6 protein-coding genes and 1 pseudogene are annotated in these 14,253 nt (G+C 42.1%); 4 read left to right on the forward strand and 3 right to left on the reverse strand.

The window, feature by feature from the left end; all coding sequences use genetic code 11:
* Positions 1-222: 222 nt before the first annotated feature.
* Positions 223-3,216 carry a TonB-dependent receptor gene (locus tag CXF95_RS08390; RefSeq protein ID WP_101198261.1) on the reverse strand — a complete coding sequence of 998 codons (2,994 nt, stop codon included), beginning with the start codon at positions 3,214-3,216 and terminating at the stop codon, positions 223-225.
* 95 nt (positions 3,217-3,311) lie between these two features.
* Entirely contained in the window at positions 3,312-5,885 is a 2,574-nt protein-coding gene (locus CXF95_RS08395) for a carbohydrate binding domain-containing protein (protein ID WP_101198262.1), read from the reverse strand.
* Positions 5,886-6,776: 891 nt separating this feature from the next.
* Between CXF95_RS08395 and CXF95_RS08400 the strand changes: the two genes are divergently transcribed.
* From CXF95_RS08400 to CXF95_RS30485, 4 genes and pseudogenes are all read left to right on the forward strand, one after another.
* The gene (locus CXF95_RS08400) at positions 6,777-10,223 is read left to right on the forward strand and encodes a hypothetical protein (RefSeq protein WP_101198263.1); all 3,447 of its coding nucleotides are present in this window, start codon (positions 6,777-6,779) and stop codon (positions 10,221-10,223) included.
* A gap of 39 nt (positions 10,224-10,262) precedes the next feature.
* The gene (locus CXF95_RS08405) at positions 10,263-11,150 is read left to right on the forward strand and encodes a glycosyl hydrolase family 17 protein (protein ID WP_101198264.1); all 888 of its coding nucleotides are present in this window, start codon (positions 10,263-10,265) and stop codon (positions 11,148-11,150) included.
* Positions 11,140-12,093 carry a glycosyl hydrolase family 17 protein gene (locus tag CXF95_RS08410; protein WP_101198747.1) on the forward strand — a complete coding sequence of 318 codons (954 nt, stop codon included), beginning with the start codon at positions 11,140-11,142 and terminating at the stop codon, positions 12,091-12,093. The genes CXF95_RS08405 and CXF95_RS08410 overlap by 11 nt, the downstream gene beginning before the upstream one ends.
* A 13-nt stretch (positions 12,094-12,106) precedes the next feature.
* Positions 12,107-12,359, forward strand: a pseudogene (locus tag CXF95_RS30485) (transposase); the annotation flags it as partial.
* A gap of 103 nt (positions 12,360-12,462) precedes the next feature.
* Here the strand turns inward: CXF95_RS30485 and CXF95_RS08420 are convergent.
* Positions 12,463-14,034: a sugar porter family MFS transporter gene (locus CXF95_RS08420; protein ID WP_101198265.1), complete on the reverse strand. Its 1,572-nt coding sequence runs from the start codon at positions 14,032-14,034 to the stop codon at positions 12,463-12,465.
* Between the last annotated feature and the right edge of the window lie 219 nt (positions 14,035-14,253).

Raw genomic sequence — 14,253 nt, forward strand, 5'->3', positions numbered from 1 at the left:
CATTAGCATTAAGCTTATTCTTAGGATCCTATATATTATTTCTTAAACGGCAGAACATAGTGTATGGATCTTAGAATAAAGGCAAGTTTAGTTAAACAGCGTGCCTTGTCTAGACTCTTTTGGAAAAACATTCTATTTATTGGACATAAAAAAGCCGCATCAATTGATTATCATTAATTGATGCGGCCAACATTACCTAGCTAACACATTATTAAGTGCTGACTAGAAACTATAACGGGCACCGACAGACCAGCGGGCGCCTTGTTGAATAGCAGAAATAACCTGATTTCCGTTACGTCCGACCTTCGTCGTATTTTCTTCTGTTATGTTTATTCCGTTAAGGTAAACACTTAATCCTTCAACCTGAGGTACCTCGTAACTGGCTGTTATGTCTAATTGTGCATATTCTTCAATATAAGCCGGTCCAGGTCCTGCTGAGCCATCTTGTACTAATTGCACTATATACTTACCACGCCAGTTGTAAGCGCCCCGAATAGAGAAGCCATCTTTTTCATAGAAGGCCACTATGTTAGCTGAATCACTAATACCAATTTCAGCCAATTGGGAGGCTAACGAAAAGTCATCGTGCTCGTTATCGGTGTCCGTTTTGGTATAGTTGATTATGCCGCCAAAGCCACTGTCGCCGAACAAGTGTTGTATCGCAAACTCGAAACCGGAATAACCCGTGGTACCATCAACATTCAGTGGTGTCTGAATTTTGAAGTTCAATAACTGATCGGTAGTGGGGTTACCGGCAATAACAATGTTGCCTCCAGCCATGTAAACATTAGGGTCGGTTGCACCGTAGGTAGCAAATATATATTCACGCTGTTTCGTACGATTATCACCGATAAGCTCTCCATCTTCATCTAGGGCAGCCATAGCTTCCTCTACATAAGGGCCGAGAGCCGGGTTATATATTCCGGCGGAGAAATCTAATGGCAATACCAATATATCATTCTCAACATCTTTAGTGAAATAGCCAAAAGATACATAACTGCCTTCGTCGTAATACCATTCAGCGGATAAGTCAATATTGGTCGACTCAAGAGGTTTTAAAGCTGGATTACCCGTAACCCCTGTACCGCCATCAACACGCGCTCCTTGGTCTACGGTGAGACCACCGATCATTTGACCGTATAGAGGTCGTCCTATGGTTTCACTGTAAGCTGCTCGCAGCACAATGTCATCGGTAGCATTTAAGTTAAAGTTAATGCTGGGTAACGTATGGTTATAGCTACCTTCTCTGGTACCAGAGGTTCTATTACCGCTACCTTGAAGCGAAACTTCAGTCGCGCCAACCCAAAGAGCTGGTATTAGAAATTCAGGTACGGAAGATGTTGCCGTTACATCGGTTTCTTCATAACGCACACCGACATGCACATCATAATACATGTCGCCAATATCACCTTCGTAATTATATTGTACGTAAATAGAGGCCATTTCTTCTTTGGTATATTGGTCTTTATCTGAGGCATAATCTGTAGATGGGCAGAATGAGTTGCCGCAATCGCCGATTCCTTGAACACTCAAATTTAGGGCGGCAATGTCTCTTACCCCTTCAAAATCAAATTCAAAGTAGCTCTCTAAAATCTCAACAGGATTGTTAGCAGCAAAGTCTCCTGTAGTAAAATTACCGCCACTCATGTTGTCAAAGCGACTACCTACACTGACCCGGGTGAATAAGTCGTCAGTGAAGTAACCAGTGGGGCCTTCCCCCCCCCAGTTATCTCGCCTTATTTGTTTACTTCGGGAACGGTTTTGTGAGTGGGTTAGGGCTATACCGAAGTCAATACTGCCTGCATCTTCTAGAATATACTCACCGTGAAATTGGCTTTGTGATACGTGAGATTTATTCTTGTTGTTGGTAAAAACACTGCCGGTAATCTGAAAATCTTCGGCTGATGCGGTGCTCGCACCTACGATTGATAGAGTGGGCCTTTCACCGGTAAAGTCAGTAGCAGTATACTCACGTACTAAAGCCCGGAGCTGAATTTCGTTAGCTGAACCCAATGGACTATTGGGGTTAGCGTAAGCACTAGACTCATGATGATCAAAGTTAAGGGTTAAGTTGTCCGTGGCTTGATATTCTAAGTTCAAGCCTAAAGACTTGCTGCCATCTTTAACGCTGAAAGAAGAGGCACCTATCGCCATGTCTGCAGCGTCAAGGGCTGCAGCGGTACCATCATGGATCTCAGAATAGATTAGAGGTGAAACATTTGGACCGTCTGACCAAATATTAACTGTATCTCCATAAGTATACCAAGCAGAGATAATGTTATTTTGGGTGTCGTTTTCTTTTTGAACGTAGGTGTAATCTACCGTAGCGGTAAGATTATCCATGGGTCTATATTGTAGCGTTAACTGGGCATTGGTTCTTTTACGCTGCTGCTCTTCAAACTTATAAGAGGTATTTTGCGGTACCGAGAAAATATCATCGTCACCGTAGCGGTTAATTTGTGTCACAGGATCAACAGGTACGCTGGGGCCGGCATCTGATGTACCTGCAAACGTACGGAAAAAATTCACATTAGCTTGCTGACTACCACTTTCCCGCTCTGAATAACTCGCTGAGAGTGAAACACCAAACTTTCCGTCGTCACTCGTGTTTGAATAAAGCCCAGAAAACTGCGGTGTCACACCGCCTTTTTGGGTGGTAGCATCGTCTAAAGCTTCTATAGCGAAGGTGGCCTTTTGACCGGGGCTATTGAGTGGCTTGTGGGTTAAAATATTAATGGTGGCACCAATACCACCGGTGGGCACATCTGCTTTAGATGTTTTATACACTTCTACGCCGCTGACACCTTCAGCCGCTAAGTTAGAAAAATCAAAATTACGCTCACCTGTGGTAGTCGGCATTTGACGACCATTTAAGGTAACTAAGTTACGATCTGGACCAAAACCACGGGCACTGACCTTGGCACCTTCGCCGTTTGAGCGTTCAATGGATATACCTGTTATCCGCTGCAACGATTCTGCCAGGTTACTATCAGGAAATTTACCAATATCTTCAGCACTGATCGCATCAACAATACCACTTGATGAACGTTTAATGTCCATTGACTGGATCATACTGCCGCGAATACCTTTGACCTGAATCACTTCAGTTTCATCATCTGCCGCTTCTTGTGCAAAAGCAGGTGCCATCATACTGGCGCCTAGTATGATAGAGAGACTGGCCGCTAAGGGGGTTTTATTAAATCTTTTTGTGTTCATGTTTGTCCTTAATGCTCTTAATTTGTGTGATATTTTTAAACTGTATAAAGGGATTAACGATCAATTCGAAAACCCCTTCAGCCAATTATTTTTAATTACTCAGCGGCAAGTAAAATAACACTGACGTCGTCAATGTTAATAGTACCCGTGAAAAGACCCATGTCGAAGAATACGCGGCTGCCGACTCCGCCAATACCTGTGGCAACAATGTCTGTGGTAAAGGTTTGCCATTCAGTCGTCAATTCAATGGTTTCAGCTATACTATTAAAAGTACCACTATTAAGACCTAGGCCGGCAATCATAGTGCGCTCTAAAGACGCTTTAGCTCTAAAAGAAAAGGTATAGGTTGCGCCTTCAATAATATCGAACACTTGAGTCTGATTAACGTCATAAACGAAAGTCGAGGCAGTTTCTATGACGGCTTCGAATATCATATTGTCGCCATCTGCTACGACTTCACCTACATTATCTTTCCAACTGGCAAGGCCATTCTCAAAATCGCCATTGGTTAAAGCTTCATCACCAATTTCAAGGACGACAGGGTCAACAACAGGGTCACCCCCGTCTTTCACCTGTACACTGACGTCGTCAATGTTAATAGTACCCGTGAAAAGACCCATGTCGAAGAATACGCGGCTGCCGACTCCGCCAATACCTGTGGCAACAATGTCTGTGGTAAAGGTTTGCCATTCAGTCGTCAATTCAATGGTTTCAGCTATACTATTAAAAGTACCACTATTAAGACCTAGGCCGGCAATCATAGTGCGCTCTAAAGACGCTTTAGCTCTAAAAGAAAAGGTATAGGTTGCGCCTTCAATAATATCGAACACTTGAGTCTGATTAACGTCATAAACGAAAGTCGAGGCAGTTTCTATGACGGCTTCGAATATCATATTGTCGCCATCAGCAACGACTGCACCTACATCGTCTTTCCAACTAGTAAGACCGTCTTCAAAATCGCCATTTGTTAACGCTTCATTGACAACAACATCACCGCCGGTATCGCCGCCAGTATCGCCGCCATCTTTGACCTTAAGACTCACATCATCAATGGATACCATGCCAACTTCGGCTCCCATATCAAATAAGATACGGCTGTTGTCATCACCAAAGGGAGTACCATCAGCATCGTTCACAGTGGTTATAGTATAAGTAAAAGTCTGCCAGTCTGTCGTGAGTTGTGGGTTTTCAACTGCGCTGTGCCATGGATCTGCATTCAAACCAGGGCCAGCAATCATGGAGCGTTCTACCGATGCCTTCGCTTTAAAGGAAAATACGTAGGTTGTGTTGGGAATTAAGGTCATCACTTGACTTAAATTAACGTCCCATGGATTACCGGCAGCAGTAACATCGACTTCAAAGAAACTATTGGCACCGTCTGCAACAATATTAGTATCTCCAGCCGTCCAGCCTGTAGTGCCACCTTCGAAATTACCATTAGTTAGCAACTCCGGGCCATTAGGATCAACAGCATCAACGCCGCCAACAACACTGACTATCTTGACGTTATCAACAAGGTACACGGCACCCTCGCCTGGTCCATAGGCAGGAAATATCATGAATATGGTAATTTCGCTGGGGTTCAAACCTCGAGGCGTCAAGTCAGCTAAATCGAAGGTGTAGGTCTGCCATTCACCGGTGACTGGGGCCAAACCTTCATTGCTGCTGGTCAACTGAATATCCACAAAACCAGGAAGAGTAGTACTAGAGCCATCGGCAGCTTCTAGTTTTAGAAACCATGGCGTCGCTTCGCCTGCCGTTGGAGCAGTAACCACTTTCATCTCAAAACTGAATTGGCCATTGCTTGCGAATTCAGAGGCATCAAACGGTGTACCCGCGTCTCTGGAGTCGAAACCGGCTACGGTTGCGCCTGTAATGGTAAATTGGGCAACCTGATCATGTTCTAAATCATCGGTAACCACGTCGGTTTCTGCCGCAGCATCACCCCACAGTGCCCATTCAGGCAGCTCAAAAGTTTCAAATACGACAAGCTCTGTGGTCACTACGGCAGGCCCAGTAATCAAAATATTAAAGCTTTGACTTATATCTAAGGTGCCATCAGTGACCGTTAATTCTACGGGGTAGCTACCGGGTATCTCTGGCTGACCCGATAAGGTATTCGTAGTCATATCAAAGGTCGCCCAGTCGGGTAAAGTCGGTGCGGTGAACGTCAAGTCATCAAAGTTTGCGTCAGCCGCAGTCACTGCGTATGAATAAGCAGTCTCTATATCGCCCATTACGACTGGGTCGCTAGTAAATTCGGGGGCGACATTATCAAGTGGCAATGCTTGCACAGCAATAGTAAATTCCTGAGTAGCTGAATCCGTACCATCTGTAACAGTGATGGTAACAACAATATCACCCACATCTGCAAGTGTCGGTGTTCCAGACAACAGTCCTGTAGCAGTATCGATGGTTAACCATGATGAATCTGATGAGGAATAAGTGAGTGAATCTGCGTCCGCATCTGTTGCTGTTAAAGCATAAGCGTAAGGCTGGCCTTCATTTGACACAGTAACGGCGTCGCTGATTATTACTGGCACACTGTTAATACGAGGCGGAGGAGGAGGCGGCGCTAAATCATCAGTGTTACATGCCGTCATACCGAAAACGAGTCCGGTGATCAGCACCAGTCTTTTTAATTTGAATTGTTGTGTAATAACTTTCATTGTGCATCCCTATAAAATTTTTCTGGTCTTTTAATACCGACTTCGACTGTGACTGCAACGATTAACGGCATGCTGCTCGCTACTCGCGTGTAATAAAATGTTTTCATTGGTGTATGTCCTTTATTGCTATGTTTTAACTAATATTGCTACTTTTCGAGTAAAGAGCTTGCACGTAATAACTGATGTTTTTGTTTTTATGTCAGCAATGTATGCAGGTTAAAGCCATTACAGTGCGCCCACTCGTCGCGCTGCACTGGCTTCAGTCATCTACAGAGCTACCGCCGCTAGAGTGCTATTAGTAACCTTGGTGATCTCCGAGATGTGGCATCCAAGATTTACAATACCCCCCATTACTTCAGGTCACTGAAAGCACCTTTGGTTTTAAGGTTTACTATTTTCAAGAAATTTAATGTTTATAACAAAACAATTATGTAACACAAAGGTTAATAGCGACGAATTGAAATGCGTTGAGACGGTACAAACAAAAGGTGGAATGGACGTATTGAGTTGCTATGCCGCCTAAATGGTTTACATTGCTTAACATTTCTTTAACTCCGTTCATAACAAAAAGTTAACCGCAGCAACGAGTTTAATCAAGATGAAGTTAAGTCAAAAGCAGCGGTGTTTTTTATCGCAAGTTAAGTCCCTCTGGACGTATTTATATTGCGTTAGATTTTGCTTAACCTATTGTCTCACGAATTTTGAGAGCGCTAATCTTATTTTTGTTTCAGGTTATTTAAGGTGCAGGGCGAAAACTGTGCATGTTTATAACGCTTAGTTGAATTTAGGGTTTGGCGTTTAGAAGAGTAATATTATGAGTTGGGACTTGGTTTATCGGCTTTAAGAGCGCTACCTTCCCGAGTTTTATCGATCCAAGAAAGTTGAATTAATATGAATATTGAAAAATCGCACAGTAGTGCAGTGTCAGGTGACTTTACGACTATTGGCGGCGAACGCTTTTACGCTATACACAACGTTGACAAAATGGCACCCTTTTTTGTTAGTTTGATTTCTGATAGTGACCACTGGTTATTTGTTTCCTCAACTGGAGGATTGACCGCCGGCAGAGTGTCGCCAGAAACTGCTTTGTTTCCCTATGCGCCAGTGGATAAGATCCATGAGAGTGTCAGTAATACAGGTTGTAAGACCCTGTTACAGGTCACTAAAAACGGCCAAACCTATAAGTGGGATGCCTTTAACAAAGTTTTTAACCACCCATATCAAATTAGCCAAAATTTATATAAAAATACCTTGGGTGATAAAATTTGTTTTGAAGAAATTAATCATGATCTGGAATTGGTATTTCGTTACACCTGGACCACCAGCGATGAGTTTGGTTTTTGTCGTCAGTGTGAATTACAGAATTTGGCTGAACAAGATGTTTCGGTAAAAATGATTGATGGTTTGCAGAATATATTACCGGCTGGGACACCACGTTTTACTCAAACAGTTTCAAGTAATCTAGTCGATGCCTATAAATGGAGTGAGCTTGAAAAAACGACTGGCTTGGCTATGTTCACGGTTTATTCTGGTATCACCGATCGCGCAGAGCCTAGTGAATCTTTAAAGGCTAACACCGTATTTTCTCTGGGTTTTGATGCACCTAAAATATTGCTTTGTAACGCACAATTAGAAAGCTTTTGGCATAATGCAGAAATTGAAACTGAGGCTACAAAACGCGGAATTCGTGGGGCGTATTTTTTGAACGTAGAGTTCGAATTACCTGCACAGCAGAGAAAAAAATGGCAGTTGGTGGCTAATCTAGAACAAAATCAGTCTCAGGTCAGCGCCTTAATTCAATCACTAGGCAACCAAGATAAAGTGGTCGCTGACTTATCTGCTTCTATAATTGAAGGTTCAGATGTTCTAGCGCGTATCATGGCCGCGTCTGATGGATTTCAGATGACCAGCGAAGAAAATGTGTCAGTTCATCATTATGCTAATACGCTGTTTAATAATTTAAGAGGGGGAGTGTTTGACAATCAATATTCCTTATCAACAAGAGATTTTATTGCCACCTTAAAAACTTTTAATATCGATATTTACGATAGACATCTACAAGCTTTGTGTAAATTGCCGGAGCAGATCAGCTTACAGCACTTTTCCAGCACCATCACCTCTCTTAATGACCCACAGTTAGAACGATTGGCTGCTGAATATTTGCCTATCACTTTTGGTCGCAGACATGGCGACCCTAGTCGTCCATGGAACCAATTTGAAATCAAATTGAAGGATGATGCCGGACATCGTTTGTTGTCTTATCAAGGTAACTGGCGAGATATTTTTCAAAACTGGGAAGCATTAACCTTTAGTTATCCGGAATTTATAGAGTGTGTTATCGCTAAATTTGTTAACGCATCAACCATAGATGGTTATAACCCTTATCGCATTACCAAGGGTGGAATAGACTGGGAAGTGGAAGAGCCCGATGACCCTTGGAGCTACATTGGTTATTGGGGTGATCATCAGATCATCTATTTACTAAAAATGTTGGAACTGTCTAAACAATTTCATCCAGCGTTGTTAGCACAATTACTCAAAAAATCGATTTTCAGTTATGCCAATGTGCCTTATCGAATCAAGTCATTTGACGAGATGTTGAATAATGCAAAAAGCACAGTGACTTATGATGAGGATTCTGCAGAGCGTATTTCTGAAAAAGTCGCACAGTTTGGTGCTGACGGTAAGTTAATACTGGATGAAAATGGTGACGTTTATCAAGTTAATCTATTAGAAAAACTATTGGTGCCTTTGTTGTGTAAATTGGGCAACTTGGTCGTCGACGGTGGTATTTGGTTAAACGCCCAGAGACCAGAGTGGAATGACGCGAACAATGCCTTAGTGGGTCAAGGCTTGTCGATGGTGACACTGAATTATCTGAGACGTTACATATGTTTTTTCCAAGATTTAATGAAGGATCAGTCTGAAACCACTGAATTATCTTATGAAGTAGCATTGTGGCTCAAAGAAACAGCCAAAATATTACAAAATTTAAGTCCGAAATTAGAGGGTGTACCGGTATCTAACACATTGCGGTTTACTGTGTTACAGGATCTAGGCCAAGCAGCGTGGCGTTACCGTCAGGCCGTGTATAACACGCAGAGCTTTAGTCACAAAGAAAATTGCTCGGTTGAAGTGGTTAATCTATTACTCAGCAATGCACTACTTGTGATTGATCATACGATTCAAACCAGTGTCGGTGATGATGGTTTGTATCAATCCTATAACTTGTTGGGTTTTCATGGCGAGCAAGCTTCGGTAGAAAATCTTTATCCCATGCTTGAAGGGCAAGTGGCTGCTATCAGTTCTGGTGCGATCAACCCCGAGCAAGCTGCAGATGTATTGGATGCGTTGTTTGTCAGTGATGTTTATCGTGACGACCAAAAAACCTTTATGTTGTATCCAGACCGCATTCAAACACCATTTTTATCTAAAAATGTGATCACTTCTGCAGCGTTTGCTGAGGTACCCGTATTTGCGCAAATGCTGGCTGCATCTGATAAACGTATCGTCATGCATGACGTGAAAGGTTGTTATCGTTTCAATCCTAATTTAAAAAATAGCGGTGAATTGACGATTCAACTTAATCAACTTAGTGCAGATTACCCTGCATTGGATAAAACAATGGTGTCTAAAATTGAAGGTCTGTATGAAGAAGTATTTAATCATCAATCTTTTACCGGTAGATCGGGCGGCATGTTTGGTTTTGAAGGGCTAGGTAGCGTGTATTGGCACATGGTGTCAAAACTGTTATTAGCATTAAAAGAGAATTTCTATGCTGCCGTTGCAGAAGATGCCAAACCTGAACTCATCCAACGTTTAGGCGCTCTTTATTACCGGGTGCGTGGCGGTATTGGTTTTAACAAATCACCTCAAGAATATGGTGCATTTCCTTGTGACCCATACTCCCATACGCCTAAACATGCTGGGGCGCAACAACCTGGAATGACAGGGCAAGTCAAAGAAGAAATTCTGAGCCGTTTTGGTGAATTGGGTATTCATGTATTTCAAGGTGAGGTCGAATTTAAACCAACACTGCTTCGTTGTCGTGAATTTGTAACTACACAACAGACTTTGCGTTACCTTGATGTTAAAAATGATTGGCAGGAAACCACAGTTCCCAAAGACGGTATCGGCTTTACTTGGTGCCAAGTACCTGTTGTATATGAATTGAGCACCGGTTCACCCGCACTTACGTTAACCTTGTCTGATGGAAAACAAATTACAAACAGCGACTTGACGTTGGGTGGTGAATATAGTCATGCATTATTTAACCGAACGGGTTTTATTAAACAAATACACATTACCTTAAACGCCACTCAGCTGCTTGGTGAGTAAAATACCCACTTTGTTGTAATAAATTAAATAGAGGTCATTATGTCTGGAAATTTTTATAGAAACCGCGCCAATTTACTTCACGCTGGTAAGTTGTCGATAACAGAGTTACAAGCTGAGGTCAGTCGATTGTTGGCTGACAAGATCCATGGTTTGTCTTTTAGCCCTTATATTACAGGGCAGGGGCCCGGCACCCAGATTACCGAAGAACAAATTCATCAGCGTTTGCAACTTATTGCGCCCTATGTGAAATGGGTTAGAACCTTTTCCTGTACTGAAGGCAATGAGTTAATCCCAAAAATAGCCGCTGAATATAGTTTGAAAACCTTAGTGGGGGTATGGCTAGAAGGCGATCTTGAGAACAACGAAAAAGAGCTCGCCAATGCTATTAAATTGGCACAAGCGGGACACGCCGATTTACTCGCTGTGGGCAACGAAGTGCTGCTTCGGGAAGAAATGTCTCAGGATCAATTAATAGATTATATTCAGCGTGCTAAACAAGGTGCGCCTGGAGTACCCGTAGGCTACGTGGATGCGTATTTCTTATTTGAAGACAATCAGAAAGTGACAGATGCCTGTGATGTGATTTTTGCTAATTGTTATCCGTTTTGGGAAGGTTACCCCGCAGAACATGCGCTGGTATACATGAAAGATATGTACCACAGAGCGCAAAGAGTCGCGCCGGGCAAACAGGTAATTATCAGTGAAACTGGCTGGCCAGACCAAGGCAGTGCAGAGAGAGCCTCGGTCCCATCTTATGAAAATGCGCTCCGTTATTTTGTAGACTCTCACCACTGGGCACAAGAAGAGGGCATTGACTTGTTTTATTTTTCCTCATTTGATGAAGATTGGAAAGTGGCAGATGAAGGTGATGTTGGAGCGTATTGGGGAATTTTAGATAAAGATGGTAACCACAAATATGCAAAATAATGTCAAATATCAATCTGCCATCGAAAAAATGACAGGCCTTAAACATGGCAATAGCATTTGTTATTCAGGGTACAGAGATGGACAAGATCCTCGGTTAGGGATTTTCCCAAGTTATGGGCAAGTGAAAGAAGATTTACTTTTATTGGCTGATAATTGGTCCTTCTTACGTCTGTATGATTGCAGCAAACACGCTGAAACTGTACTTAATGTAATTGAAACAGAAAAATTAGACTTTCATATTATGCTGGGTGTGGATATGGCTGCAGAAGTCAGTAATCCTAATTGTCCTTGGGGAGCGCATTTTGACGATGAAAAACTCGCGGAAAATAAACGTCACAACAGTGATGAAATTGACCGCCTTATTGCATTAGCTGCCCAATATCCAAAATCCGTGTTTTCTGTGTCTGTGGGTAATGAAGCCAGTGTGGAATGGACCGATCATATGGTACCGGTAGACAGTCTGGTGAATTACGTGCAACGTATCAAAGCCAATATTGCACAACCTGTGACTTTTTGTGAAAACTATGTACCTTGGACTAACAAATTAACACCTTTAGTTGAGGAATTAGATTTTATTTCAATCCATACTTATCCAGTTTGGGAATTTCAAAATATTGACAATGCCCTTGAATATACTAAAAATAATTACCATCAGGTGTTGGCTTGTCATCCAGATAAACCTATTGTCATTACCGAAGCGGGATGGACTACCCAATCAAATGGCCAAGGTATTGAATCATGGAATGCATCAGAAGTATTACAAACTGCTTATTATGCTCAGTTGTTACAATGGACCACAAAAGAACGCATACTAACCTTCGTATTTGAAGCATTTGACGAGCCTTGGAAAGGTTCAGATGATCCACAAGAGCCAGAGAAACACTGGGGATTATTTAAGGTTGACCGTAAACCTAAACAAGTTATGCAGGGTGCTTACAGCTAGTCCAACTAGAACACAGGATCGATGCGAATTGATAGACAACACTGGCTGGTATCCGGGATGATAAAACAGGGCACATAGAGCACAGCCATAGCCCTATATTGGAGCGCCTAGGCCTAAACTGTGAACAATTGCTCACTCTTACGACATAATTTGAAAAACACTTTTGTTATGTTGCAGGTACCGAGCAGATGATGAATAGTTTTACAGTACACCAACGAATGCTGGGTATGAGGCAGTGCAAACATCTGCTTGGTCATAGTGGGTGACTTCAATCCTATTCAATTTGCATAGTGAAGTTTTACCTAATAGAAACAACAACTAGGTACTAATTGGTTTACTCTTCAATCAATACCTAGTTTTCCAATTATGTTATTTAATTAATATTGCTTCCAATTCTTCCAAGGTTTTACCTTTAGTTTCAGGTAAAAACTTAAGAACAATGATCAGACCAATAAAGGCGAATCCGCCATAAATCGCAAAAGTAAAAGTCGCGCCTAAGTTTGCCAATTCCCATGGAAATATAAGCTGCACTAAGAAACTTACGCCCGAGTTGATTAACCCCACAAATGAGATCGCGATACCGCGAATTCGGTTTGGGAACAGTTCTGAAAACAGTACCCACATGACTGGACCCAAAGACACCGCAAAGCAGGCTACAAAACCTAATATACTCACTAGGATCATCGTGCCATTCATTTGAATGGCTGCTGACACCAATGTGGATTCAAATTGCACTGCTTGTGTTGCGCCTAGCAAGCCGCTTATTGCTGATTTGAATGCTAAGTCACTGCTAAAAGTCATGCCAATGATAGGTTGCAACGCTTGAATATCTATTTCTGCTGACAAGCTACTAATAGCTTGAGCGGTTAACGTGTAAGTTGCAGCATTGAACTGGTAAGCCAAACTAAACATGCACACAATAATTCCAGAGACACCGGCTACTAATAATGATTTACGGCCTATTTTATCAATCAGTGCGATGGCAATTAAGGTAAATACCACATTAGTAACCCCCACTAATATCGCTTGCATAAATGAGGCGTCAGTACCTAAACCGGTTTGTTCAAAAATCATTGGAGCATAGAAGAACACAGCGTTGATACCAGTAATTTGCTGCAATATGGCAATGGATATACCAACAATCATCACCAAGCGCATTGAGGGCTTAAGTAAGTCTATAAATGCCCCTTTAGCTTTGTTTTGTTCAAGATTGATACTATTGTTGATTTGCTGAATTTCTTGTTGCGCATTTTGTTCACCTAAGGCCCGCTTTAGTATTACGGTTGCTTCTTGAATACGGCCTTTCATCATCAACCAGCGTGGGCTCTCTGGCACTATGGATAAGCACAAAAAATATACTAGGGCTGGGATCGCTTCAATACCTAACATCCAGCGCCAATTCCACTGAGCAAAACCTAAGGTTTGCACCCATTGAGAGTCCGAGTTAGCGGATTGTAAAATCAAATAGTTGGTAAAAAACGCTACTGATATACCCAGAACAATATTCAGTTGGTTAAGAGACACCATTCGGCCACGATATTTAGCTGGACCAATTTCTGCAATATACATAGGGGCAATAATCAAAGCGGCCCCTACTCCTAAGCCTCCTAACATTCTAGCCATCACCAGCATTAAAAAACTGGGTGCAAAGGCTGAGGCAATAGCGGACACAAAAAATAACGCTGCGGCTATTTTTAATATGACTTTTCTACCAAATTTGTCACTTAGCGGTCCAGCTGTAATCATGGCGAACGTTGCTGTGAGTGATAGTGAAGCCACGGCCCAGCCTAATTGAATTTTAGTTAAATTAAATTCTGGTTCAATAAATTTCACCACACCTGAAATAACAGATGCGTCAAAGCCCATTAGGAATCCTCCCAATGCCACTATGATAGATACATAAAACACGTAGAAAATGGATTGAGGCTGGTTGTTTTTCATTCTTATTGCCTATAAATTAGTTTATTAGTAAATACTATTCACATAGAGCTTGCCAAGCTAGACTATTGCTCTTAAAAATATATTAAATTGCGATAGAGCGGTCATCGTTAGCGATAGTACGGACTGAATTGCTGGCGAGCAACCTATACTCTGTGTAAACTAAAATTTGCAGTTAATGCTAACGTTGTTGGCTTAATAGGACAGCCATGTTGACATCAT

The organism is Paraglaciecola sp. MB-3u-78 (assembly GCF_002835935.1).
Taxonomy (GTDB): domain Bacteria; phylum Pseudomonadota; class Gammaproteobacteria; order Enterobacterales; family Alteromonadaceae; genus Paraglaciecola.